The sequence below is a fragment of the Rhizobium sp. 01N447_2 genome (assembly GCF_056399245.1).
The window spans coordinates 64,883-89,086 of the sequence record NZ_JBFTQY010000014.1 but is presented as its reverse complement, the minus strand read 5'-3'; the positions used below and the strand labels follow the sequence as shown (position 1 = coordinate 89,086).

At 59.1% G+C, this 24,204-nt stretch carries 20 protein-coding genes, 1 tRNA gene and 1 pseudogene; 7 read left to right on the top strand and 15 right to left on the bottom strand.

Going from position 1 to position 24,204, the window contains the following annotated elements:
• The first annotated feature begins 21 nt into the window (after window positions 1–21).
• From AC1ECN_RS11475 to AC1ECN_RS11460, 4 genes are all read left to right on the top strand, one after another.
• Entirely contained in the window at window positions 22–234 is a 213-nt protein-coding gene (locus tag AC1ECN_RS11475) for a hypothetical protein (protein ID WP_018073816.1), read from the top strand.
• 42 nt (window positions 235–276) lie between these two features.
• Entirely contained in the window at window positions 277–1,470 is a 1,194-nt protein-coding gene (locus tag AC1ECN_RS11470) for a YcaO-like family protein (RefSeq protein WP_018073817.1), read from the top strand.
• Window positions 1,467–2,174 (top strand): TfuA-like protein, encoded by a 708-nt coding sequence (locus tag AC1ECN_RS11465; RefSeq protein ID WP_018073818.1) that lies wholly within the window; start codon window positions 1,467–1,469, stop codon window positions 2,172–2,174. Before AC1ECN_RS11470 ends, AC1ECN_RS11465 begins: the two co-directional genes overlap by 4 nt.
• Window positions 2,175–2,277: 103 nt before the next feature.
• Window positions 2,278–2,526 (top strand): hypothetical protein, encoded by a 249-nt coding sequence (locus AC1ECN_RS11460; RefSeq protein WP_003542090.1) that lies wholly within the window; start codon window positions 2,278–2,280, stop codon window positions 2,524–2,526.
• Between the two features lie 371 nt (window positions 2,527–2,897).
• Here the strand turns inward: AC1ECN_RS11460 and AC1ECN_RS11455 are convergent, their stop codons facing one another.
• The 7 genes from AC1ECN_RS11455 to AC1ECN_RS11425 all read right to left on the bottom strand — a co-directional run bounded on the left by AC1ECN_RS11455 (window position 2,898) and on the right by AC1ECN_RS11425 (window position 13,298).
• Complete coding sequence (locus tag AC1ECN_RS11455) at window positions 2,898–3,104, bottom strand: hypothetical protein (RefSeq protein WP_004676311.1); 207 nt, start codon at window positions 3,102–3,104, stop codon at window positions 2,898–2,900.
• A 1,082-nt stretch (window positions 3,105–4,186) separates the two neighbouring features.
• A complete protein-coding gene (locus tag AC1ECN_RS11450) occupies window positions 4,187–5,266 on the bottom strand; it encodes a glycosyltransferase family 2 protein (protein WP_477953000.1) in 1,080 nt (359 codons plus the stop codon).
• Window positions 5,263–7,011: an ABC transporter ATP-binding protein gene (locus AC1ECN_RS11445; RefSeq protein ID WP_130672966.1), complete on the bottom strand. Its 1,749-nt coding sequence runs from the start codon at window positions 7,009–7,011 to the stop codon at window positions 5,263–5,265. The genes AC1ECN_RS11450 and AC1ECN_RS11445 overlap by 4 nt, the downstream gene beginning before the upstream one ends.
• Complete coding sequence (locus AC1ECN_RS11440; RefSeq protein ID WP_130672965.1) at window positions 7,004–8,086, bottom strand: glycosyltransferase family 2 protein; 1,083 nt, start codon at window positions 8,084–8,086, stop codon at window positions 7,004–7,006. The genes AC1ECN_RS11445 and AC1ECN_RS11440 overlap by 8 nt, the downstream gene beginning before the upstream one ends.
• A 7-nt stretch (window positions 8,087–8,093) precedes the next feature.
• Window positions 8,094–11,096, bottom strand: a complete 3,003-nt coding sequence (locus tag AC1ECN_RS11435; protein ID WP_024319440.1) for a trifunctional glycosyltransferase/class I SAM-dependent methyltransferase/polysaccharide deacetylase — start codon at window positions 11,094–11,096, stop codon at window positions 8,094–8,096.
• Complete coding sequence (locus AC1ECN_RS11430) at window positions 11,090–12,310, bottom strand: glycosyltransferase family 2 protein (protein ID WP_024319441.1); 1,221 nt, start codon at window positions 12,308–12,310, stop codon at window positions 11,090–11,092. The genes AC1ECN_RS11435 and AC1ECN_RS11430 overlap by 7 nt, the downstream gene beginning before the upstream one ends.
• Window positions 12,311–12,341: 31 nt before the next feature.
• Complete coding sequence (locus tag AC1ECN_RS11425) at window positions 12,342–13,298, bottom strand: NAD-dependent epimerase/dehydratase family protein (RefSeq protein ID WP_477952997.1); 957 nt, start codon at window positions 13,296–13,298, stop codon at window positions 12,342–12,344.
• Window positions 13,299–14,127: 829 nt separating this feature from the next.
• Here AC1ECN_RS11425 and AC1ECN_RS11420 point away from each other — a divergent pair.
• Window positions 14,128–14,328 (top strand): annotated as a pseudogene (locus AC1ECN_RS11420) (ABC transporter permease); the annotation flags it as partial.
• Window positions 14,329–14,339: 11 nt separating this feature from the next.
• Here the strand turns inward: AC1ECN_RS11420 and AC1ECN_RS11415 are convergent.
• From AC1ECN_RS11415 to xylF, 6 genes are all read right to left on the bottom strand, one after another.
• Complete coding sequence (locus AC1ECN_RS11415) at window positions 14,340–15,761, bottom strand: peptidoglycan L,D-endopeptidase MepK (RefSeq protein ID WP_130672963.1); 1,422 nt, start codon at window positions 15,759–15,761, stop codon at window positions 14,340–14,342.
• Window positions 15,762–16,176: 415 nt separating this feature from the next.
• Window positions 16,177–16,539: a hypothetical protein gene (locus tag AC1ECN_RS11410; RefSeq protein WP_018073828.1), complete on the bottom strand. Its 363-nt coding sequence runs from the start codon at window positions 16,537–16,539 to the stop codon at window positions 16,177–16,179.
• A 216-nt stretch (window positions 16,540–16,755) separates the two neighbouring features.
• Window positions 16,756–16,832 (bottom strand) — tRNA-Arg (locus AC1ECN_RS11405).
• A gap of 205 nt (window positions 16,833–17,037) precedes the next feature.
• Window positions 17,038–17,820, bottom strand: coding sequence for an ATP-binding cassette domain-containing protein (locus AC1ECN_RS11400; RefSeq protein ID WP_003561812.1), 783 nt, complete (start codon window positions 17,818–17,820; stop codon window positions 17,038–17,040).
• Between the two features lie 14 nt (window positions 17,821–17,834).
• Window positions 17,835–19,148 (bottom strand): sugar ABC transporter permease, encoded by a 1,314-nt coding sequence (locus tag AC1ECN_RS11395; RefSeq protein ID WP_012758585.1) that lies wholly within the window; start codon window positions 19,146–19,148, stop codon window positions 17,835–17,837.
• Window positions 19,149–19,414: 266 nt separating this feature from the next.
• Window positions 19,415–20,455: a D-xylose ABC transporter substrate-binding protein gene (xylF, locus tag AC1ECN_RS11390; RefSeq protein ID WP_018073829.1), complete on the bottom strand. Its 1,041-nt coding sequence runs from the start codon at window positions 20,453–20,455 to the stop codon at window positions 19,415–19,417.
• A gap of 228 nt (window positions 20,456–20,683) precedes the next feature.
• On the opposite strand from xylF, the gene AC1ECN_RS11385 reads away from it, so the two are divergent.
• Window positions 20,684–21,934: an ROK family transcriptional regulator gene (locus AC1ECN_RS11385; RefSeq protein ID WP_130672962.1), complete on the top strand. Its 1,251-nt coding sequence runs from the start codon at window positions 20,684–20,686 to the stop codon at window positions 21,932–21,934.
• Window positions 21,935–22,065: 131 nt separating this feature from the next.
• Here the strand turns inward: AC1ECN_RS11385 and iolG are convergent, their stop codons facing one another.
• Entirely contained in the window at window positions 22,066–23,058 is a 993-nt protein-coding gene (gene iolG / locus AC1ECN_RS11380) for an inositol 2-dehydrogenase (RefSeq protein WP_130672961.1), read from the bottom strand.
• 314 nt (window positions 23,059–23,372) lie between these two features.
• Here iolG and AC1ECN_RS11375 point away from each other — a divergent pair, with 314 nt between their 5' ends.
• Window positions 23,373–23,654, top strand: a complete 282-nt coding sequence (locus AC1ECN_RS11375) for a hypothetical protein (protein WP_130672960.1) — start codon at window positions 23,373–23,375, stop codon at window positions 23,652–23,654.
• On the opposite strand, the gene AC1ECN_RS11370 is transcribed toward AC1ECN_RS11375, so the two are convergent.
• The gene (locus AC1ECN_RS11370; RefSeq protein WP_130672959.1) at window positions 23,655–24,125 is read right to left on the bottom strand and encodes a hypothetical protein; all 471 of its coding nucleotides are present in this window, start codon (window positions 24,123–24,125) and stop codon (window positions 23,655–23,657) included.
• Window positions 24,126–24,204: the final 79 nt, after the last annotated feature.

Sequence of the window (24,204 nt, the reverse complement as noted above, 5' to 3'; positions counted from 1 at the left end):
CAATAACTTAGGGGCATTTACATGGCGAAAGCTGTCATTATAGGTATACCCGGTGAGGCGGGTCTTTGGCTTGCCGATCTCGGCGCGGGTACGGTCAAGCCTCTCAATCCGACGGGGGATCTGGCGACCGCGAACGACCTGCGCAAAGCCGGCGGCACATTTGTGAAGGGCGTCGACCTTGCCGTTGCCGTTTCGTCGGCGCAGGTTGCCCTCTCCGGTCACGTCGACGGCTGAGCCGGCATTCTGACGGATCGGTCCATATATTCCGACAGGATCATGTCGCCGCGGGAAACCCTTTCCCGCGTCGAACCTTTTTTGGCCGGGTTCGGCATTACCAGGGTTGCGCGACATACCGGACTGGACGACATCGGAATCCCCGTCTGGTGCGCATACGCTCCGAATTCCCGCTCGATCGTGATTGCTCAGGGAAAGGGCCTGACCGATCTCGATGCCAAAGTATCCACCGTCATGGAAGCCCTCGAACGAGCGGTTGCCGGCGAACCCTCCGTCGATCTCGTCCGCGGCACCTCTTTCCGTCTGCAGGCGATGGGACGCAAGACCGACACGCTGAACTGCCTGACCGCTCTTCATAAACCCGATCTTGGACCGGAGGAGGAGACGGAATGGGTTGCCGGCGTCAATATCCTCACCGGCGACGAGGTCTATGTCCCCTTTGAAGCGGTGGTGCTCGACCGCACACGTGACGCGCGATACTGGATGTCTTCAGACGGCCTGGCGTCGGGCAACGATGCCGAGGAGGCGATCTTTCATGGCGTCCTGGAGCGTATCGAGCGTGACGCCCATGTGCTGTGGCAGGTGGGCGCGGAAGCAGATCGTTATGCCGCCTGCGTCGATCCCCGCGGCTTCCAGGACGTTGCTTTGGACGGGCTGATCGTCAAGATCGAAACATCAGGATTGGCGCTCAGGCTCTTCGATATCACCAGCGACATCGCAATCCCCTGTTTCACCGCCATGCTGGGGCCTGGAGATCTCGTGCCTGGCTCCCGGGATCTTCATGGAGACAGGGACATTCGCCTCGTCGAGGTGACCGGCGGCACCGGCGCTCACCCGTCTCCCGTGCGCGCGGCCATTCGGGCGGTGACGGAAGCCGTGCAATCGCGGTTGACCTATATCAGCGGAGCCCGGGACGATATCTCTCCCGCAACTTTCTCACGATGCTTGCCGCCGCTGATGCGGCAGGCCTTCGCTGCGGTTGCTGCACCGCCGGCTGCCGCCATCGGCCTTGATGGGATGGCCGGACATGAGCAGCAGGATCTAGCCCGCTTGCTGCAGCATGTGCTTGACCGGCTACGCAACAGGCGGATCGCTTCGGTGATCGCCGTGCGCCTTAGCGACGACACGCTTCCCTTCAGTGTCGTCAAGGTTGTCATTCCCGAGCTCGAAAATCCGGAGGGGGAGCGTGCCCAGCGGTTCGGAACGAGGGCGCTTGCCAGGGCAATAGGGTTTTGAAGATCATTTTCGCAGGTCCCAGTCTTCCCGATGCGGCGTCGCTTGCAGGCGAGGGGATATGCGTCCTGCCGCCTGCGACGCAGGGCGATGTCTTCGCGGCGGTGGAACAGGGCGCCAATGTCATCGGCCTGATCGACGGTGGCTTCGAATATGCCGCACCGGTCTGGCACAAGGAAATTCTCCATGCTCTGTCGCTGGGCGTCGCGGTTCTCGGGGCGGCAAGCATGGGCGCGTTGCGCGCTGCCGAATGCCATCCGTTCGGTATGATCGGGATCGGCCGCATTTTCGAAGACTATCGCATCGGCCGGCTGGTCGAGGATGCCGCCGTCGCACTCACGCACGCCCCCAGCGCGCTGGGCAGCAAAGCGCTGACGGTACCGCTCGTCAATGTCAGCGCAACGCTCGATGTGATGGAGGATCGCGGACTGCTGGAAAGTCGGTTGCGCCAACAGCTGGAAGATGCCGCAGGCGCGATATTCTTCAAGAAGCGAACGTGGCGGGCGGTCGTCGAGCAATGTGCAGGGCTGCCCGAGCCGGATCGTCCGCGACTGCTGGCGGCACTTCTGTCGAATGCAGTCGACCAGAAACGCATCGATGCCTTGGAATTGCTGAAAGCCGTGCAGGACGTTCGCGATATTCGCTCGAATGCCGATCTGCCCTGGAAACTGCACGAAACTTCGTTCCAGACGCGACCTGCATTGTGAACCGAAGTCGGCAATTGTCACCGGGAGTTGTGTCACGCTTTTTTCACGGGGTGGATCCCGTCCAGGCGCGTATCATTCCTTCAATTCATTGGAGAAATGGGGCATGGGCGTGACATCGGTTGTCAAGATAGATGCAGACCAAGGGGCGGAAGACGGTCTGGAAGAACTCGTCGCGTTGGCGCGGATGATCGCCTATGCGCGACAGGTCGCCCAGGATGTCAAACTGCCGTTCGCGACGAATTGCCTCGACCTTGCGCTCGAGGCCGTGAAGCAGGAGGTCGGGGAGGGCTTGACCAGGGAATTGGCTGAATTGAGCTCCCCGGTTCCGCAAGTGAGCGTGAGAAGCCATTAGACCGGCGTGCGTCCGATCGGACGCACTGGAACGCTCTACCACTTCAAATCCATGCATAACCCCGAAAATCAGCATCGATTTTCGGGGTTATGCATGTGTTGGTGTCCAGTGAGCGGTCTATCGAAATCCATTCTGTGAGCTGGCGCGAATTGTAGATTGGGAGAAGCCCGGCTCGTTCTGGGCCGGGCGCATGCGCTGTTGAGTGTGGTTGGGCGTTTTATTCAGAAGCTGTTCGACGTCATGGCTCGGATGGTTTCGGCGCAAGCGGTAAACGATTCCGTTGACGTTGCCTCCGGGCAGGGAAGCGGCGGCGATTTTGGGTCTCACACATCGTGCGGACGATCGGCCGATTGACGGCCGATCCATTGACCTCAATGGGTCAAATTGCGCTTCTGGGCCAGCAGTAAAATGTAATCGTCGGCAATGTCTGCGATCGCCATTGCGACTTCCGCCGGATCGCATCCCTCGACCTTCGTATTTGCAATGAACTGATAGACCGCCTTTTCGATCTGCTTCCGGCAGATCATCACGCGCTCATCGTAACCAAATTCCGGAATCTGCGATGCCATATCACTCATCAGGTCGGCTCCCTCGCTACTTACAGTGACCATGACACAAATTATAAGTTGAGCAAGCAAATGCTTTATGAAGGGTTAATTCGCGGGCGCGGTGCGACCATTTCGACACAGGTCGGGGCATGCCGGGGGCCTCCGATGTAATGAATCAGGAGTGTCCAACTTCGCCCAAGCATATCGGTTGTTTCGTTTCGGGCGGCTCGCCAAGAGGATAGGCATTTCTTACGCCGCGGGTTTTGCGCCGGTATTTCCATTGGCCAGTACAGCCTCATATGCCGGCGTTTGAAATGATAGACCGAATGCCGTTGGCTGAATTGGCCGGTCCAGTTCGTATCGAACTATGTAATATCTTTATGTATCAGGGTGTTAATGTTTCGTGCAGCGGTGTTGAATTGCATCGGCAACTCTTCCACGCGCGGCCAGCCCAGGACCACTGAGTCATCGGCCGTAACAACATCACCAGTGTGCCGGCAGGTTGTCGGATCGTTGAGAACCGGGGGAGGGAAATAACTTTCGGGAGATTTCCAGCCCTTGCGCGAAAACTAAACGCCGATGCTTGTGAAACGAAGGAACTAATTAAAGCGGTAGCGATAATTGAGTAGAACAAATAAAATTTATCAAAAGGTAAAAATTATGATTTTCAGATAATGGTTGTATCTAAATATCAATTTTAAGACGATTAAAATTATATCAATAAATAATCATTGGACGTATTATTCTTAATGACGGCATCGATAATTATAAATTTCTATTAAAAAACAATATCAACTTTATGACGGATTGCTCCGTCTCCGACATTTCATTGAAGATCTCAAAATATCGCGCGCTCAATTGAAATTTTGATCGAAATATTAAGCAGGAGAGCCGGCACTTCGACCTTCACCTGCCTATGATGCGGGATTTTCTCATCAAGCCGATCTCAACAGCGTAATATCGTCATCTGAAGTAAGATCTATCTATGCTGATGCAGCGATAATGGCGACCGCATTTGTGCAACCGGCCGAAAAGGAAAGTTGAGGACCCGCCGGGGTGGTTGGCGGGTCCTCCAGTCGGAATGCTTGCACAGTGCGTAGGTATGATTGCAGTTAAAATCGACATTGTCGAAGATTATTATTGGGATAGTTATTTTTTATGTAGATTACTCTCTTTTTTAGCAATTGGTCTATCTCTTCGAATTTCCTGAGATTCTTTTGCTTTTGTTCCCTTGCTGGCCAGACTTTCGATAACGCTCTGCGTTTGGCTCTGCCGGCTTTTGAAAGGATCAATTTGGTGAGGATGCCGGAAGCAAGCATTGGGCTATGATGATAAATGTGTTTGAGCGAGGCCGCAGCGCTGTCCCAATCTTTCAAGGCGGCAAATTTTGAAAATGCATAAAGATGCGCCGACGTGCGGGCGCAGCTGACGACAAAAGCCGGAAGCTCAGGATTGCGAGCGATACATTGCTCGGTCACCGCCACAAGCGATCGCGCCATCCGCGACCTGTCTGAAGACATGGCTGCGGAATGTGAGCGATAGCCCACCAGACCCAACGGCACCGTCTCGATCTTGAAATGTTCAGCGGTGCGGAGTTCGAAATCGAAATCCTCGCATCCTCCAATCCCCTTTCTGGCATAGCTTGAATCGTAGCCGCCGATCTTGTCAACGACAGCGCGGCGAACCATGAAGCCGCTGCCATTGCCGACGAAGCGGAATACGAGATGACGGTTGAGAATGTTGTCCCGGGCATTCAGCGACGAACCGGATCTCGTGCAATATCCTTCGGTATCGATGAAGCGGTGAAGGGCATAGACCGCGCCCCAGGCGTCCGGCAAAGGCTGGAGAGCCGAGAGCATTCTTTGGATATAGGTCGAATGCCATAGGTCGTCCGCATCGAGGAAGGCGATATAGTCGGATTTTGATGCCTGGATTCCGGTATTGCGGGCCGCAGCGACGCCACGGTTTTCGGTCGACAGAATTCGGATCCTTGAATCACTCGCGGCGAAACGGCGACAGATCGAGGCTGTCTCGTCCGTCGAGCCGTCGTCGACGATGATGATCTCGAGCGCCTTGTGGGTCTGGTCGACAACGGATTGGAGCGTCTGGGCAAGGTATTCTCTGGCATTATAGGCAGGGATCACGACGGCCACCCGAACCCCTGACATCGTTGACACATCCATCTCCGTCACCCGAGCTTGGATGTGGGGGTGGGCGGGCGGAGATCGATCCGGTTCTTCATCAGCCTGGCCACAGCGGGCCGATGGCTGACGACAATCAGCGTTCTGCCAGCATCTTCTTTCATTGCCGAAAACACCCGCATCTCGGTCTCTTCGTCGAGCGCGCTTGTTGCTTCGTCCAACAACAGGATCTGAGGCCGGCTGGCGAGCGCGCGCGCCAGACCTATGCGCTGCCTTTGCCCGCCCGAAAGCCGGATCGCCTCGTCGCCCAGCCATTCATCGAAGCCATACGGCAGATCTTTGATGAACTCAGTTGCGCAGGCCACATCGGCGGCCCAGCGGATATCCTGCTCCGAGATATCGCGGCGAAACCGGATGTTGTCGAGGACCGTGCCCTCCATCAGTTCAACGTCCTGGCCCGACACGGAGAGCAGTTGCAGCCAACTGGACCGCTCGATGGTTGTCAGATCCCTGCCGTCGACCGTGATCCGGCCCTGGGTCGGCGGGTTGAGATCGAGAATCATGTTGAGGATGGTGGTTTTGCCGGAGCCACTCGGCCCCGTCAGAGCCGTCGTCTCGCCTGCTCTGATTGCGAAGCTGAGATCGTGAACCGCCGGGGCGTTCGATCGCTCATAGGCGAACGAGACGTTGTGGAAGACAATCGCCTCCGCCAGGCGGCTTACCTTCTCCCCCTGCGAGGCCTGCTTGATGTCATCCTTTTCTGAAAGCAGCGCCAGGACGTTTTGCAGGGACGCTTCCATCTCGTAAAGGCTGAGAATCTGGGAATCAAATCCCTTGATATGCGGCTGAAGCCTGTAAAGAAGGATCGTTGCCGAAAGCGCCGCCTTGAAATCGACCGGCAGGAATTCCGAGGACAGAATGATCGTCAGGATGACCCCGAAGGTCAGAATTTCGCTGAGAAGCGAGGTTATCGCTCCCATCCAGTCCGACCGGCGCCAGGTCTGGCCGACGTCGTTGGAAAGCGCCTCGAAGAGTTGTTGGTGACGCTTTTCCATGCCGAAGCTTTTGACGGCTTTCAAAGTCTGTAGCGTTGTCCAGCTCAACTGCGTCAACGCTTCCACCGCAGCCAGTGCAGAGGCGCCGAGACGGCGGTAGGCGCCGGCAAAGAAACCCAATACAAAATTATGGATGAAGCCGAAGGCGAGGGCGAGCAACGCGATCGGCCAAGCCATGACCAGCATGCCGACGCCAAAAATCACAATCGTGCCGAAATTCACTCCCAGCCGTACCAAGCTGGCATACGCCGACGACACCGCATAGGATTCGGTTGCGATGACGTTGATCAGGTCGCTGCGCTCATAGTCCTGAAAGCGCTGAAAAGGCATGGTCAAGACCTTGGCGTAGAGGCGGTCTCGCATGCGGTCGCTAATTCGGTGGTTGACAGCGCTTGCAATGAGCGAATTGGCGCATCCGAGAAGAATTCGCAGGATGATGGAGCCGATGAGGATACCGATCAGCACCGGTTTCGAAAGGTCGTTGCCGCCGAAAAACGCCGGAAGCCATGCGACGGCGGAACCGGAAACGGGACCTTGCTGCCCGAGAAGAAAGACGAGGCTGACCAGGAAGGTGATCCCGACCATTTCCGAGAGACCCGTGAGAATCCCCAGGGTGATCATCACCGTCATCTTGAGCCGCAGCGCCGGCACGAGCTGCAGAAGCTCGCGGAACCGGGATGCCACGATCAGGTTGTAGGCGCTGGCCGGCTTTGGGGAAGGGGGCTTTCGAAACCTATTCATTGTTCGCCGTCCGCAAAGAGGTCGGGCCAGTCGCTTCTTCCCTGACAGGCATGGTCGTGAAGCGATCGCTGAATGCCGTTCCGGGTTGCGGAATGATCGCGCCCGCAAAGCGGGTTTTTGGCCGGGCCAAAGGCTTGCCAAGCGCGCGCTTTGCCATCCTCACGCCGTGACGTTTCGCCTGGCGCCAGCTCTGCTGCACACCATGGACGATAAGCTGCAAGGCATATTTTTTGACCATCATCGGCGCCAGCTTTTTGACCTGTGCATGATCGTCATCAAGAAACGCCTTATTAAAATACCAGCGCGCCGTGTTGAATTCGGCTGTCCGGATATCCCGCGTCAGATGCGGATAACGCTCGATGATCGGCGCCATCACCAGGCCGTGGGACTTCAGCATCCGATAGGCGTTGCTGGACATGTTTCCCTTGGTGAAGCGATAACCGGTCAGGAAATCGGGGACCAACGCGAAGGGCAGGGTCTCGGCCAAGGCCAGATAGAGTTTCAGATCCTCACACCCCTCGGCGCCGCTGTCGCGCAGGCTGGCGTCATAGCCGCCGCAACGAAGAACCTCCGCGCGCGGCATCAAGGGCGTGCTGCCATTGCCGATGAAGTTTTCCCTCAGCAGAGGTTCGAAGATGTTTCCTTGATGCATGACCGGCCGAGAATGGCCGAAAATGATGCCGTTTTCATCGATCGCCGCATACCAGTTATAGGCGACGCCCTGTCCGTCGGGGAATTTCTGCAGCGCCTGAAGCTGGAGTTCAATCTTGTTGGGGTGCCATATGTCATCGGCATCGACCGGGGCTACGTAGGGGCCGCGGGCTTCCCGGACACCATGGTTGCGTGCGCGTGCAACCCCTCCATTCTCCTGGCGGAGAACACGGACGCGGCGGTCGGTCAGGCCGTAGTCGCTTGCAAGTTCGAACGTACCATCTCGCGATCCGTCGTCGACCACGAGGATTTCGAGCTTGTCATAGGACTGGTTGGAGACGCTGCTCAATGTTTCGACAAGCGTCTTCTCGGCGTTGTAGGCCGGTATGACGATGCTGATGAAAGGGGCCTCTCTGGCCGTCATGGTTTTGTCATCCGATAAACGCGCCCGGCAGGCCGGTCAGTTCAGGGAAGCTTTCAAGCGGACGATCGCCGCGGACTTCGAGGCGCGGCAGACCGAAAAGATTATCGGAGAAGGTGGCTTTCGCCGGTTGGGTCGTGAAGCCGATACCGTAACCGGCAAGCGCCAGAATGCCCGGGACCCTGAAGTCCGTCGCGCCATAGGGGAGTGCGATGGATTCCACGGAGGCGCCCAGCCGGCTCTGCAGAGCATTGCGCGACAACATGGCTTCGGCGAGCAAGGCTTCGTTATCAATCGCGCTGGCCGGCGTGTGGGATGCGAGATGGGAGCCGAAGCAGATGCCCTTTTGGTGCAACTGCTGAATGTTCGACCACGACATCAGCGGCGCCGGCTCTCCATAGGCCGAATCCCAGTCGGACCGACCGCCGACTTTGTCGGTCACGACGAACACCTCGGCGCTGAAATCATTCTCGGCAAGGATCGGGAAGGCGTCCGTCAGGAAATCCAGGTAGGCGTCGTCGAAGGTCAGCATGACGGGCCGGCCCTGGATCGGCTTGCCGCTGCGCAGCAGATCCGTAAGCGTCTGCGCCGTCACCGTGTAATAACCCTGGCGCCGAAGGAACTGCATCTGCTTGCGGAAGATCTCGGGCGGCGTGCGGAAGCGCCGGAGTGCCGCGGGGCCTTCGTCTGCGATCCTGTGATACATGAGGATGGGAACCGAGGTCGTGACCTCCGTCGTCCATGCCGCCTCACGCTCAACGCCAGCCGGCCCCCAGATGATGTGCTTTGCCACATCGGCGTCCAACGGAGTTCCGTGCCGCTCGACCCGCAGCAAAGGATCGGCCACCGAGCCTTTCCTGAACCGGTGGATGGCGTAAAGTTCGGTTTCGATCGTGTCTTCCAGAACCAGCCCTGGCTGTGCGGCCAAAACCTGTTTGATCGTGCCGACACCGAAGGGATTGCCCCAGTCGAAACCGGTCCGGGTGGGTTCGTCCCGGCGGATATGCGCGTGGGCAGTGATCAGGTAGCCGTCCGGCTTCAACGCTGCGGCCATCTTACCGCAGACGGCCGCAAGCATCTCCTCATCCTTCATGTAATAAAGCACTTCGGAGCAGACGACGAGATCCTGTTCGGGTGGAAGATCTTGTCTGACGAAGTCGAGAACGTGAAGCTCGACGTTGCTATGGTCGCGGCACCGCTCGACCGCCCTGTCGATTGCCCGTTGGGAAATATCCGTGGCCGTCAGCCGGCCGACCTTTCGGGCCAGCTTTTCGGTGAAAATCCCTTCGGCGCAGGCGAGTTCCAGAGCCTTCTCGATCCCTTCCGGGATCAGGCTCAACGTCTGCGCATATTTGACCTGCTCGTAGACCGAGACATAATTCCAAGGATCGGGGCGTTCGAAGATATGTTCCCAGTACTCTTCTTCCGACCGAATGGGGGGAGCCGCCTTTCCTTCCTCCGGCTGTGGCCCGGAGGAACTTGAAAAGCGCGGAACCGGATCGCGCTGGAGATCTCGCCTTATGTCGGACAGGCGGGCATCATTGTCTTGTTTATCGCTCGGCGCAGAGGCAAGGAGGGCCTTGCGTCCGACATGCACCAAAAGCCGTTCGAAACGTCCTCGCCGCCGGCCGTTGCGGATGATGAGACCGCCGAAGGCTCTGTATCCGCGCAGCGCCTCTCTGGTCCAGGAGCCGATATAGGCGAGCGTTTGCGGTGTTTGCAGATGCTCTGCCGCCTGGATCTCCTGCATGATCAGCCTGATCTGCGCCCGGACCGAAAGATCGCCCCAGAGCGGCCCGACAAAGGTGCCGACATGCTGTTCGCCTGATAAAGCGTGCATGACGAGCGTATCGGCTTTCCCGGCCTTGGCGATCCTGGAAAGTGCACCGAGTTCGACGCTGACCACCTGGATATTACCGAGCGTGAAGGAGCGCAAAGGGTTCGCGGCGGTGAGCCGCCAACTGACGTTCTCCATGATCTTCCGCCCGGTGCCGGGGAAGGAATGCCGCTCGATCAGCTGGATGAGCGCAAGAAAAGTCGGCCGCCACTTGTCGAGCGCATCGATGAGATCGTCGGGTCGATCGGTGAACAGTCCCGTCTGCAATCCATGCATGATCACGTCGACAAGAAAGCCCTCGTAGCCCGCGGCATCAGGCATTTCCGGCAGGAGCGATGCGAGGGCCGCAACATCCGTTGCCGGATCGAGCTTGGCCGAGACGACCCAGGCGAGCATGCGCAGCTGGCTGAGGGCGGGCGTAAACCAGCCGGTCTCCGGCTCTTCGGCCGACAGGCATTGCTGCATCCTGAGGGTCTGCGCCTTCGTCGTCACGCGAACGGCGTCACGCACCATTTTGACAGGATCGCCGGAGAGCGAGCCCGCCTTCATGCGATAGAAAGCTAGGCACTTGTCGACACGGCGAAATTCGGCGCCTGCAAAGGCCATGCGCTGCCAGAGATCCCAATCCTCACCCGTCTGCAAGGTCTCATCCATACCTCCCAGATGTTCGAAAAGGCTTTTGGGAAAAACGACCGTATGGATGGCGAGCGCGCAAAAGGATGAGAACTCACGCTTGGCGACATCACCCGCCAGGACGGGAGGCTGCTCTACCCGCATCAGCCGGCCGTCCGGGGCGACACGGCGGTAAGCGCAATGGGCGATATCAGGTGGAAACGCATCGGCGGCCACCGGCAGCATATTTTCGATGAAGGTCGGATCCAGCCAGTCGTCGGCATCCAGCATGCAGAGCAGGGGTGCGGTTGCCAGTCTTGCGGCATGGTTTCGCGCCGCGGCGGCGCCGGCATTCGGCTGATGGGCGAGGCGAATGCGGCTGTCCGTTCTTGCGATGCCCTCAAGCACCTCCCAAGTGCGGTCGGTCGAACCGTCATCGACCACGACGGCCTGCCAGTTCGATCGCGTCTGCTGCTGCAGGCTGGCAAGACATTCGGCAAGCGTGTCGTCTGCATTATAGGCAGGGATGAGGAATGAAATGTCAGGCATCGCAGCGATCACCATGCGGGCCTCTTCCATCGCCGCAGAACGTAGAGAGCGCCGTTTACGCTTCCGAGCATCTCCTGCTTCAGGAAGACGTCGTGCGACGTCGTGCCTTTGCGAAGCCGTCTTTTGACCCTCCCGGCGTAATATTTCGGAAACGAGAGCAGGATGCGCCGCAGATTGGCGTTATTTCCTGTGTTCTGATACTGGACCAGCAGGGCTGCGACATGGCCACTCATATATTGGTAGATCTGTTTGGCGAGCCCCTTCATATCCTTGCGATGAAAGTGCCAGGCTACCGCCGTCGGCTCGTAGCGGCAGACATGGCCATGATGGAGGAGCCGGTTCCAGTATTCGGAATCGCCTGAGCATCCGGCAGCGCCCATGTCCAGGCGGACATCGAACAGGCCGATCTCGTCGAAAACCTTGCGGCGGATGGCCTGACTTGCGCCGGCTCCTATCGTCCAGACCGGAGCGCCGTAACGTGTATCCCTGGTATAGAAGTCCTGATTGAAATCCTGCCGCAGATAGCCCCGGCCGAAACTCCAATGCTTTTCAAAGATAAACTGTGCAGGCGTTGCGAGTTCTCCGGGAAGGACCAACCCGGTTACGCAGGCGATCTCCGGCAGATCGAACCCCTTCATCAGGTTCTCCAGCCATCGCTCGTGGAGAACCACGTCATCGTCCGTAAACGCGACGAATTCGGTTCTCGCCGCGCGAACCGCCGCATTGCGCGCATAATCCAGCCCGACCCGATCTTCACGGACATAGGTTGCGCCGGATTCCTCTACCACGCGACGCGTCGCCTCGCCTGCAGAGGCATTATCCACCACGATGATCTCGACGGGGCTGAGCGACTGTTTGGGGATCGAGGCCAGGCAACGGCGTAGGTCCTCCGGCCGGTCCTTTGTGCAAATCAGAATGCTGACGTCGCGGTTGCACACAGGGGTTTGCGCGACTTGACGCGCATGCTCGAGCGTCTCGGGCCGCACGACGCGCTCGGCCAGTGCCGACGCCGTCTCGGGCCTTTCGATATAGGCTTGTCCTACGGGAAGACCATCCGACAGAAAGACCACGAGCCCATCGGAGACCGGGGGCGAAACGGCATCGAGGTGAGAGGTGGCGAGATCGAGATAGTGAATCGGTATGGGAAAACTTATATCCTTCAGATCGGACGGAATTGGTTCTCGCATCATCACTCTCTCAATCGCACCGTGAACATACGCCACCTGCACCCAGGACGCGAGTCTCGAAAGTCATTATGGTTTATTCTGCAGCGTGCGCCTTCATTTGGTCCCTGAACCAATCGAGCGTCATCGCCACGCCCTGTTCGTAGGTGATTTTGCACGACCACTCGGGCATGACATAGTGCGCGTTGGTCAAATCAGGCCGTCTGTTCGTGGGGTCCTGCGGCGGTGACGTCTCGAAGACGATCGGCACGCCGCCAACGAGTTTGGAGACATATTGCGCGACTTCGAGAACCGAAATCTCGCGATCATTGCCGACGTTCAGAGGCCCCTTATAGTCGGTTTCATTTATCCAGAAATATCGTGCGAAACCATCGACAACGTCATCGACATAGCCCCAGCTGCGTGACTGAAGGCCGTCGCCGAACACGGTAATCGGGCGGCCCGAGAGCGCCTGGGTGATGAAGTTGGAGACCGCGCGACCATCGTCGGAACGTGTCCGGGGACCGTAGATGTTGAAGGGGCGGACGATCTTGACGTCGAGCCCCTGGGTACGCTGCATTTCGAACAGCAGCGACTCCGTGCACCTTTTGCTTTCGTCGTAGGATGAGCGCGGTCCGGTGCAGTCGACCTGGCCTTTGTAGGATTCCGGCTGCGGCGACACCAGAGGATCGCCATAGACTTCGGAAGAAGAGGTGAAACCGAAACGTCCGCCCTTCTTCAGCAAGTCGAGCAACCGGAACGCCCCGAGGAGATTGGCGGAGATCGTTCTCTTCGGCTCCTTCATATACCACGGCGGCGATGCGGGGGATGCAAGGTGATAGATTTCGTCGAATTTATCCGAGGTCTGCAGCGTCTCGACGTCGGATTTCACGAAGTGGAAACGGGGGTCCCTGATGTGCGCGGTATTTTCGAAAAGCCCGGTCCAGAGGTTGTCAACAACGACCAGCTTCTGAATGTCCGTCCTCAGCAAAAGTCGATCACACAAGTGCGATCCGATGAACCCAGCTCCGCCAGAAATCAATACGCTCTTCATTGCTTTGCGCCTTGTGACTTGAGATAAGGTGCCCGTTTATTAGCACCACCTGTAATTCGTGACAATTACTTAGAAGAGTTCTAAGAAATACTCACCTATTAATGTTAATCGTTAAATTTACCTACTTTAAGGTGATTCGTGTCGCTGCCAATGCCGCGCTCGATAACGAGCGGCCGCGCCGGACCGGATGCTACAGATGATCGTTGTACGATCATCACGACCTGCTCGATTTCGACCATCCGTTCCATGAGACGGCGGCCACCATTTGCGGTTCGATCGAAGGAATCGGCATGGTATCGAGAACCTCTCCGACGAGTTCGGGATACAGAGAGCTGCGGTTGCCTGTGAAAACGGGAATCCCGAATGTGTGCTATATTTTCGAAAGGTTCAGTGCAAAGATTGTCAGCAACAACCAGTTTCTGGATATCATTTTCTAAGTAGAAGGCGTCACATAAATGCGATCCAATGAAGTCGACCCAGTTTCTCACATCGTCTCGCCTCGTTACTTGAGAATATATTATTGTTATTACAGTGATCGAAGGTTTTGTATGGGCACGAAGTCCGGGGTGGGTCGGACTTTGGTCTGAATTTCCCCCGCGCGAAAACGATCGTCATCGTCGTTCGACTATCCAGACTACGGCGTCCGCGCGTCTTTTTCAGGCGCGGAGATAGCGCATTAACACATTGAATCAACCTCATTGTTCCGGAAAATCGAATCCGATTTTCGAGCCGATGCGTGAGCACCGCCTGTAAGGTGGGGTGATTTTTTAGTATTTGCTAAAAAATGCTAGAGGGCCGCAGTGCGACCCTCTATCCTACGCTGATATATGGATTTCCCGCCTTCGTGGTGACGCTCGGCTGTTGGTGGCGCGCGCAGCCTCGCGATGGTCGCATCGAAGGGTAACGTCGTCTTCAGTTAGGCCCCGACCACGACAGGATTCTGGCGCTGGGCGGCGCCTGGTTTCTCGGGAACGCCAACCCGGTTCTCACCATGGTCGTTCTGGCGCTTCTGACCGGCTTCGTGCTGCGTGACGATTGAGGTCAGCCCTCCGGGGGCGATGCAAACCGGCTCGCATCGAACAGGTCTGTGGCGGCGACCGGAATGATATCCTTACCTGCTATCGCGGCATTGACCTCACGATGAACCGTGCGGGGAGAAACGCGAGGCGCGTTCAATCCCATCACCTCGCCAGGAGAATGCAACGCCCATTTCATCAGCGCCGCGTCGGACGTCGGTTCAAAGAAACTTGCTTCTTCCCAGGAAGCGGTCATGGGCAGGGAGGCGATCATATCAGCGCCCTGCTTGGAGGCCTGGTGTGCAACACGGAGGGGTTCGAAGCGGGCGTAGGCCGGCAACGCAGGCGTCGGTTTAGCCGGAAGCGCATCAATTGGGCCGATCGACGCAGTCTCCAGTTTGTCATCTGCGCCCGCGTCGTGCTCGAGGGCGGGCGGCCGCATCGCCGGTATCGGAATCGCCAAAGATGAAAGAGCCGGAGCGGATCGTTTGTCATCCCGCTCGACCGTGCCGGTCTGCAGCGCCAGAGCATTCAATGCCCGGCTTCGGGGCGCAGGCAGAAGCGCGGTCACGAGCTTATTGTCTGTGGTGTCGCCGCTCGGCCTGGTCGATGCTCCTGCGTCTTCGTCTTCTCCCGCGGTGCTGGCGATCTGGATCGAGGAGGGGCCGACGCGCTCCTTGTAGTTCGCAATCGCCTGATTGTATCCCGGCAGCGGCCGGCCATCGGCCGGGAGATGCATCGTCTGCCCATTCGGAAATATTCGCGCGAGTTCTTGCCGGGACATGCGGGGCCAAGCCCTGACGTTGCCGACGTCGAGATGCACGAAGGGAGATCCCGAGGTCGGATAATATCCGACACCGCCGACCTGCATCTGCATCGCAAGCGCACGCAGCGTCGAAAGCTTGACGCCGGGAACGTAGAAATCCATCGCCTTGCCCAGCATGTGCTGGCTCTTCTTGGCGACGCCCGTGCTGCGCGAACGGTTGCGGAGCATGTTGTTGGTGGTGGGCGAACGATAGGCGGAGACGATGTGGATGTAGTTCTTGCCGCCGCTGCGCTTATACACCTCCCAGACCAGGTCGAGCAGCCGGGGATCCATCCGGGTCGGCTCATTCCTTCGCCAGTCGCGCAGAAACCGATTGATCTGGGCTAGGCCCTTCGGATCGAACTTTCCGTCCCGCTTGTAGGTGATCGTGGCCCTCTCGCCCGTATGGGTAAAGAACAGCTTCAGGGCGCGATCTTCCGCCGAGGCAAATGATGCAGAACCGATAAGCGCCGGGAGCGCAAACAGAGCCGGCAGAATGGTCTTCGCGACAAACCGTTCCGCACGCGACAGGAGCGTGGCAATTCCGCCCAAGGCTCCGCCCGATAATCCTTGCACTGGATACTTCAACACGAACAATCCCGCCCACACCAAACACTCGACGACGTGCGGGAAATTCCGCATCCATCGCGCTCAGTAAAGCCAGCTTATGGTCAACAAATTCCTAACAGGGGGATGCGGAAGCTCGGCGAATTGAGGCTGCGGGTCATCCCAAGCGCAATCGGACCCTGCGCCCGCGGGAGGAGAGCATCGAGCGCATTGTGTGCTGCTCTGAAATCCCCGCCGCTCTGAAACGGTTACAACCGCTCCCGACCTTCAGTCTCCCGAACACGCGACCTCAACTCCCGCCTAGCGGCTGACCAGAACATGCATCGACCTTAAACCCGGATCAATCAATAGGGCGGGCCAGCTGGGAATGAGGCATTCAATGCGTTGTTAACCGCCAGACTCGTCGATCGGTAGAGACGCGACGCTTGCCCAGAAATGCGTACCTCGGTCGGAACTGGAAAAATTCGCTCAACAAACTCTAGATATGTCCTCAGAAGTTTGGACTATCCTCATGGCTCTCCAACTCAGGGCACCCCCTGATGTTGCCGAAACCGATCGTTCGCCGGTCGCCCGATTCATCCAGACCTCTAAGCACGATGACATTGTCATCCTGCTGTATAATCTCGCTACGATAGATGCCGGCCCGAAGCGCCCGGTTTTTCGCCTGGCTTATGTTGCATTGCCCGGGCCGCGGAGTGACGTGCCAGTATCTCGTCCCTTGCCCATCCGACTGCCATCCGCCCGAAGCTGCGAATCCCGACAGGCTGGATAGCAGTATCCCAGACGCCAATATTACGCTGCCTAGAACCAGTTTCATGTAACCTCCGTAAGCCGCGGCAGGGCTCGTCTTCATTCTGCTTGTCCTGTTTTCAACGGACAACCGGGTTTCCCATGGCGTCACCACACTAGGTGGCTCGCGCTAACACTGTGCTAACGCCGGCTTCGGCCGCAATTTGCGGATACTGAAAACAAGGGTTTTTCGACGCGGTTCGCCTTTTGCTACCGATGTCGCCGCTCGGAGGAAGAGCAAGTAAAGGGGGCAATAATTCAATAATTTCAATGTGTTTTGTGGCGCACCCGACAGGATTCGAACCTGTGACCTTTGGAATCGGAATCCAACACTCTATCCAGCTGAGCTACGGGTGCATGCCGAAGGCGGTTTGAATCGCCTGTCCGATGGGTGGTTCTTAGCCTAGCTTGCGGCTGGCTTCAATCGCGAAATTCTCAGAAATACCGGTGCTTGCACTTTGCAGGGTGTTTTTATCCGCCAGCCTGGGGAACGATTACAAAAAACTCCGCCGGCCTTGCGGGCGGCGGAGTGTGATTGTTGCGGGGTCGCCTTGGCGCGCGGTCAGATCTGCATGGCGCCGGGGCCGGGGATGGCCTTTGACGGCACCTTGCCGAGGATGATCATGCCGAGGACTTCGTCCTTGGTCACGTCCTCGGTGCGGGCGTGGCCGACGACCTGGCCGTTCTTCATCACCGAGACGCGGTCGGCGAGGTCGAAGACGTCGTGGATGTCGTGGCTGATGAGGAAGATGCCGATGCCTTCCTTCTTCAGCTGCTTGATCAGCTCGCCGACCTGCGCCGTCTCCTGGGGGCCGAGCGCCGCCGTCGGCTCGTCCATGATCAGGATGCGGGCGTTGAAGAGGATCGCGCGGGCGATCGCCACCGACTGCCGCTGGCCGCCCGAAAGCGCCTTCACCGGCTCCTTGAAGCGCTTGAAGTTGGGGTTGAGGCGCCCCATCACCTCGCGGGCCGAGGCTTCCATCGCCACGTCGTCGAGCGTGCCCCAGCGGGTCTTCAGCTCGCGGCCGAGATAGAGGTTGGCGGCGGCGTCGACATTGTCGGCGACGGCGAGCGTCTGGTAGATCGTCTCGATGCCGTATTTCTTGGCATCGCGCGGATTGCGGATGTCGGCGGGCTCGCCGTTGATCAGGATCTCGCCGCCGTCACGCTTGTAGGCGCCGGAGAGGATCTTGATGAGCGTCGACTTGCCGGCGCCGTTGTGGCCGAGCAATGCCACGACTTCGCCGGGGTAGAGATCGACCGAGGCATTGTCCACGGCATGGATGCCGCCGAAGGAGATCGAGATGTTTTTCAGTTCCACGAGGGGAGTGCGTTGATCAGCCATGTCTAGGGCTCCTCTCACTTGGCACGGGCGCGGTAGACGGTGTCGAGCCAGACCGCCACGACAAGGACGGTGCCGACGACGACGCTCTGCAGCGGCGTATCGACATGCGCGAGCACCATGCCCGACTGCAGCGACTGCATGACGAGCGCGCCGAGCATGGCGCCGGCGATCGTGCCGGTGCCGCCTGCCAGCGACGTTCCGCCAATGACGGCGGCGGCGATGGTGTAGAGCTCGTCGAGCGTACCCTGCGAGTTCGTCGCGGCATTGAGACGCGCGGTGGAGATCGCCGCTGCGATGGCCGCGAGAATGCCCATCAGCGCGAAGATGCGCACGGTGACCCAGCGGGTCTTGATGCCGGCGAGTTCTGCCGCTTCGGGGTTGCCGCCGATGGCGAAGACGTAGCGGCCGAAGCGCAGCCTGGTCGCGATGAAGGTCATGATGATGCCGACGACGATAGCGATCAACACCGGCACGGCGATGCCGTAGGGGATATCCAGGCCGGTTTCGGGCCAGGGAATATTGTTGGTTTCGGCATATTTCTTGGCGATGTTGATCGGCCAGTAATAGCTGTTGGCGATCCAGACCGCGCCGAGGATGAGCACGCAGCTCAGGATGGCGAGGAAATATTCAGCCCACATCGGCCGGCGTGGGAAACCGAAGCGCCGGCGCTGCCGGCGTGAGCCGACGATGCTTGCGATGACGAAGAGGCAGGCGCAGATGCCGACGATCCAGCTCCAGGTGGCGCCGATCGAGCCTTCGGCGCCGCCGCCCATGATGCGGAAGGTCTGGTCCATCGGCGCAACCGTCTGGCCACTGGTGACGAGCCAGGTGGCGCCGCGCCAGACGAGCAGGCCGCCGAGCGTGACGATGAAGGAGGGAACGTTGAGGAAGGCGATGATGATGCCCTGGAAGGCGCCGATCAGGCAACCTGCCGCCAATCCGACCAGCAGCGTGATCGCCCAGGTGAAGGGGCTGTCGAAGCCGATATATTCCGGCAGGATCTTGGCCTGCGTCACGCCCATGATCATGCCGCAGAGGCCGAGCACGGAACCAACCGACAGGTCGATGTTGCGGGTGACGATGATCAGCACCATGCCCGTCGTCATGACGGCGATGTCGGTCGTCTGGACCGAGAGGTTCCAGAGATTGCGCGGGGTCAGGAAGAGGCCGCCGGTGATGATGTGGAAACCGATCCAGATGATGATCAGCGCGCCGATCATGCCGAGCAGACGCGTGTCGATCTCTGTGGCGCGGAAGAAGCGGGTCACCGGACTGGCTTCCGCCGCTCGCGGTCCGCTTGATGTTGTGGATTTTACCATTTCGGCCATGGGTTTGCCGTTCCCCCATTTTGTTTGGACGGACGCGCCGGAGTGCTAGAGGCTGCCATCGGCGTCATGCGTCTGTTCTTCAACTCACCATCGCGATGCTTCCGGAAGCCGGTCGCGTGGCGTCGCGACACCCTTCCGGCAGGGAATGAAAACCCGCGATGGTGCGGCGAGGCGGAGAAAACTTCGTCGTTGGAATTCTCATCCGCATCCGGCGCCGCAACGGTGTTCCGCTGCGGCGCCGGCAATTCCAGTTTACAAGCCTTGGCTTACTTGCAGGCAGCGACGCTGTCGGCCTTGACGCCCTGGCACGCTTCCGCCTTGGAGATCCAGCCGGCGTCGATGACGACGTTCAGGTTTTCCTTGGTGATCGCAAGCGGCTTCAAGAACACCGACTGCATTTCCACGCCCTTGGGGCCGCCCTTGAAAGCCTGGGCGCCGTCGATCTTGCTCATGTCCTTGCCGCCGGCGAGGTCGAGAGCGATTTCAGCGGCGCGTTTGCCGAGTTCGCGGCTGTCCTTCCAGACGGAAACCGTCTGCGTGCCGAGAGCGATGCGGTTGAGGGCTGCCTTGTCACCGTCCTGGCCGGAAACCGGAACGGAGCCGGCGAGGCCCTGTGCGTCGAGAGCAGCGATGGCGCCGCCGGCGGTGCCGTCATTCGATGCGACGACGGCGTCAACCTTGTTGTTGTTGGCGGTCAGGAACTGCTCCATGTTGCGCTGAGCGTTCTCCGGCAGCCAGCCGTCGGTATAGGCCTCGCCGACATTCTTGATCTTGCCGGCGTCGATGGCAGCCTTCAGCACTTCCTGCTGGCCCGAGAACAGGAAGTCGGCATTCGGATCGGAAGACGAACCCTTGATGAAGACGTAATTGCCTTCCGGCTTGGCCTTGAAAACGCCCTCAGCCTGCAGGCGCCCGACTTCCTTGTTGTCGAAGGTGATATAGAAGGCAGCCGGGTTTTCGATCAGGCGGTCATAGCCGACGACGGGGATGCCTTCAGCGGCAGCCTTCTCGATAGCCGGGCCGATTGCATCGGAGTCCTGGGCGAGAATGATCAGCGCGTTGGCGCCCTGCGAGATCAGCGATTCGACGTCGGTAAGCTGCTTTGCGGCAGAAGACTGCGCGTCAGCGGAAATATACTTGGCGCCCTTGGCTTCGAGAGCCTTCTTGATGGCGGCTTCGTCCGTCTTCCAGCGTTCTTCCTGGAAATTCGACCAGGAAACACCGACGACGAGATCGGCAGCCATGGCAGCGGTATGCACGGAAACGAGGATGGCAGCACCTGCCATCAATTTCAAAATAGACTTCATAATGTCCTCCCGAGTGGATTGCGACCGGCCCAGCCCATGCTTCCTCCGGCCACCGCGAAAAGCTGTCGAGAAAAGGTTCGGATTTTTTTCTCGACAGTCGAGAAATTTAGTGTCAGAGATTTTTTCAACTGTCAACACTGCACTGCCAGCTTAATTTCCTTGCGAAACATCGGCTGGAGATGCAGTGGAAACCAAGGGTGGAGCAAGCAGGGAGAGAGGGCGGCATTCATGCTGACCAAGTCGAGCACGGAGCTGGTCAGGCAGAGAAACAGCGTGCTCGTGCTGTCTGTGCTGCGTCGCCATGGTGCGCTCGCGCATACCGAAATATCCGATTTCACCGGGCTGTCGTCGGCCACCATCTCGGCCATCACCACTGAGCTGGAAAAAGCCCAGATCATCGAGAAGTCGGAACATCAGCCGGCAAGCGGCCGCGGCCGGCCACGTGTGCTGCTGCGCCAGCGGCGCGATTGCGGCTATCTCATCGTCGTCATCATCTCCTCGGATGCGGTGCAATATTCGCTGGTCGATTATGCCGGCAAGCTGATCGACCGCTTCAGCGAGGAACGTTCGCATGATCCGGCAGGTGCTGGCCGCTTCGTCGCTGCGGTGCGGGCCGGGCTTTTGCGTATTCTCGATCGTTCGAAGATTTCGCAGGAAAAGGTGCTGCTGATCTCGATCAGCAGCAAGGGGCTGGTCAATTCCACCGAGCCGGTTCTCGTCTGGTCGCCGATCTTCGGCAGCGACCAGATCGATTTCGAATCGGCACTCCGGCCGGAATGGCAGGCCAAGGTGATCCTCGACAACGAGACACTGCTGGTCGCAGCAGCGCTCGGCGAGCGTGAGGAGATGGTGAAGGGCGCCGATTTCCGTTCGCTCGCCGCCCTTTCGCTCGGCCATAGCGTCGGGCTCGGCATCGTCAGGCGGGGGAACCAGACAGGCCAGGAGATATCGGCGCCCAATTTCGGGCACATGCTGCACATGGCCAATGGTGGGCTCTGCCGCTGCGGCACGCGCGGCTGTATCGAGGCCTATGCCGGTTTCTACGCGATTCTGCGCAGCGCCTTCGAAGTGCCGCTCGATACGATTCCGGCAAAGTTCGTGCCGGTGGCGGAACTCGACAAGATTGCTGCCAAGGCGCGCCAGGGCCACCGCGTCCCCGCCTTCGCCTTTCGCCAGGCGGGGCTGGCGCTCGGCAACGGGCTGTCGCGCATGCTGAGCCTGACGGAGCGCATGCCGATCGCCATCACTGGGCCGGGCACGCGTTATTACGACCTTCTTCGGCAGGGGATCGAAGAGGGTCTGGGACAGTCGCATATCGTGCGCATGGAAGGCATGCCCGAGATCAGGGTAGTGGCCGACGAGCAGATCCTCGTCTTCGAAGGACATTTGAACCGGGCGCTGTCGGTGATCGACGAGGATATCGTTCTCTCGGGCGTTCAGGGAGCCCAAGCATCGGCGACTATTCAGGAATCGGGTTGAGGGTTTCTTTCAATCAAGCATATGGCTTTGGGGGCGCGGCGGCACGCCCCCACAAAAAGATCCGCAAAATGCGAAATGGCCGGGCAAGTGCCCGGCCATCTCATGCATGGCTTTCGGTCGGGAGAGGGCCGTCAGCCGATCTTGATGAGCTTGCCTTCCTTGACGGACTGGACCGCGGCATCGGCGAGTGCCAGCGCTGCGAGACCATCGGCGCCTGATGGAGAGATCTTCGAGCCCTTCTCGATCGCGGCGATGAAGCTGGCGATCTCGTTGGCATAGGCTTCGGTATAGCGGGTCATGAAGAAATCGTGCAGCGGCGGGCGGGTATAGCCGTCGCCGTTTGCGACCTCGATCGAGACAGGGCGCTGGTTTTCGGCCGAGACGAGGCCCTTGGAGCCGTGTGCCTCGATGCGCTGGTCGTAGCCATAGGTCGCGCGGCGGGAGTTGGAGATGATGGCCTGCTTGCCGGATTTCGTCTGCAGGATCACCGAGACGCTGTCATAGTCACCAGCTTCGCCGATCGCCTTGTCGACGAGAACTGCAGCGGTCGCGAAAACCGACACCGGTTCTTCGCCGAGCAGGAAGCGGGCCATGTCGAAATCGTGGATCGTCATGTCGCGGAAGATACCGCCGGAGCGCTTGATATAGTCGACCGGCGGGGCGCCGGGGTCGCGCGAGGTGATCGTCACCATCTCGACATCGCCAATCTTGCCTTCGTCGATGACTTTGCGCACCGCCATGAAATGCGGGTCGAAGCGGCGGTTGAAGCCGACCATCAGCTTGGCGCCGGTCTCTTCCACTACCTTGATGCAGGCCTTGACGCGGGCGACGTCGAGATCGATCGGCTTTTCGCAGAAGATCGCCTTGCCGGCGCGGGCGAAACGCTCGATCAGATCGGCATGTGTATCCGTCGGCGTGCAGATGACGACGGCGTCTATATCCTTGGCTGCCTCGATCGCGTCGATGGTGCGGACCTCGCAGCCATAGGCGGAGGCGATTGCTTCGGCAGCCTGCGGAAAGGCGTCTGCGACCGCGACGAGCGTCGCATTGGCGTCGCCGCTGACGGCCTTTGCATGGACCTTGCCAATGCGGCCGGCGCCGAGAAGACCAAATCTCACTGTCATTTTAACCTCCCTTGAATTCGGAACAAATAAACCGAACTGCCAAAATTCTGGAATTTTCATTCCATCTTCTGTGGACCCAGTCAAGCCCACGGATCTTTCACATTTGCAAGATTCGAACCAGAGCCTGTCCTGGTCGGATTGAAGTATTCTGCCGGAGCAGGTTTTGGTCAGGGCAGAGCCTATCGCCACTGATCCTGGCGGAAAGATGCCCGGCCTTTCAGCCAAGAGAATACTTTAATCTGACCAGGAAAGGCTCTAGAGACAATCGCGGCACGGGCCGAAGGCCGTGCGACAAATGCGACCGCGGGGCAGGAATGAAACTCATCGATCCGAATCATCCGGCATATCGGCGCCTCTGGGTGCGGATTGCCATCGTTGCCGTCTGCTTCGGCTGGGCCGTGGTCGAACTTGTCACCGGCGATCCGTTCTGGGCGGTGCTGGCCGGCGGGGCAGGCGCCTATTCCTTCTATATGCTGTTCTGGACCTTCAATCCGCAGCCTCCGGCCATCGAGCCGCCCGTGCAGCCTGACGCCGAGGACGAGGACGAACCCGCGGCGGCCGCTGAAAATCCTTCGAAGGACGGGCAGGCGGAATAGTCAGCGGCTCAATCGCCGCAGCGCTTCGTCGATCAGCAGATTGGCCAACATCATGCGCTTCGTCGCATTGTCGCGGAAGGGCAGGGCGACGCCATCGGGATGATTGGCGCGCGCGAAGGCGCGGCGCTTCTCGCGGAGTGTCAGCAGCGTATCGGCGGCGGAGATCGCCAGTTCCTCGGCAACCTCCTGTGGAGTCGTGCGGACGAGATGATCCGGCATGACGGGCTCGGGTGGAGGCGCAAGCGCCGGTTTCTCCACGACCCCAGCGACAGCATCGAGATCCAGATTGTCGAAATAGGCCTGGCCGACGCGCTGCGAGGCGACTGAGACGCCCTCCATCACATCGAAGGCAAGCCCGGCGCCGAGACCGGACACCCGATGGGCCGCCGGGGCTTCGGCGTCTTCGGTCGTCTCATCCTCCGCCTTCAGCCGCTCGAGGACTGATTGAAATACCGACTGTCCGAACAGCATCCCGCCTTCCTTGAGAGCATTTCCGTTTTTCTTCGAACCACGGAAATGCTCTATCTCCTTGTTCACGCAATTCCGGACG

What these genes read in the sequence shown, in the direction of transcription:
- AC1ECN_RS11475 (WP_018073816.1), top strand. Translation starts at nt 22, where the DNA reads ATGGCGAAAGCTGTCATTATAGGTATACCCGGTGAGGCGGGTCTTTGG.
- AC1ECN_RS11470 (WP_018073817.1), top strand. Translation starts at nt 277, where the DNA reads ATGTCGCCGCGGGAAACCCTTTCCCGCGTCGAACCTTTTTTGGCCGGG.
- AC1ECN_RS11460 (WP_003542090.1), top strand. Translation starts at nt 2,278, where the DNA reads ATGGGCGTGACATCGGTTGTCAAGATAGATGCAGACCAAGGGGCGGAA.
- AC1ECN_RS11455 (WP_004676311.1), bottom strand. Translation starts at nt 3,104, where the DNA reads ATGAGTGATATGGCATCGCAGATTCCGGAATTTGGTTACGATGAGCGC.
- AC1ECN_RS11445 (WP_130672966.1), bottom strand. Translation starts at nt 7,011, where the DNA reads ATGAATAGGTTTCGAAAGCCCCCTTCCCCAAAGCCGGCCAGCGCCTAC.
- AC1ECN_RS11440 (WP_130672965.1), bottom strand. Translation starts at nt 8,086, where the DNA reads ATGACGGCCAGAGAGGCCCCTTTCATCAGCATCGTCATACCGGCCTAC.
- AC1ECN_RS11435 (WP_024319440.1), bottom strand. Translation starts at nt 11,096, where the DNA reads ATGGTGATCGCTGCGATGCCTGACATTTCATTCCTCATCCCTGCCTAT.
- AC1ECN_RS11425 (WP_477952997.1), bottom strand. Translation starts at nt 13,298, where the DNA reads ATGAAGAGCGTATTGATTTCTGGCGGAGCTGGGTTCATCGGATCGCAC.
- AC1ECN_RS11415 (WP_130672963.1), bottom strand. Translation starts at nt 15,761, where the DNA reads ATGCGGAATTTCCCGCACGTCGTCGAGTGTTTGGTGTGGGCGGGATTG.
- AC1ECN_RS11410 (WP_018073828.1), bottom strand. Translation starts at nt 16,539, where the DNA reads ATGAAGACGAGCCCTGCCGCGGCTTACGGAGGTTACATGAAACTGGTT.
- AC1ECN_RS11400 (WP_003561812.1), bottom strand. Translation starts at nt 17,820, where the DNA reads ATGGCTGATCAACGCACTCCCCTCGTGGAACTGAAAAACATCTCGATC.
- AC1ECN_RS11395 (WP_012758585.1), bottom strand. Translation starts at nt 19,148, where the DNA reads ATGGCCGAAATGGTAAAATCCACAACATCAAGCGGACCGCGAGCGGCG.
- xylF (WP_018073829.1), bottom strand. Translation starts at nt 20,455, where the DNA reads ATGAAGTCTATTTTGAAATTGATGGCAGGTGCTGCCATCCTCGTTTCC.
- AC1ECN_RS11385 (WP_130672962.1), top strand. Translation starts at nt 20,684, where the DNA reads ATGCTGACCAAGTCGAGCACGGAGCTGGTCAGGCAGAGAAACAGCGTG.
- iolG (WP_130672961.1), bottom strand. Translation starts at nt 23,058, where the DNA reads ATGACAGTGAGATTTGGTCTTCTCGGCGCCGGCCGCATTGGCAAGGTC.
- AC1ECN_RS11375 (WP_130672960.1), top strand. Translation starts at nt 23,373, where the DNA reads ATGAAACTCATCGATCCGAATCATCCGGCATATCGGCGCCTCTGGGTG.
- AC1ECN_RS11370 (WP_130672959.1), bottom strand. Translation starts at nt 24,125, where the DNA reads ATGCTGTTCGGACAGTCGGTATTTCAATCAGTCCTCGAGCGGCTGAAG.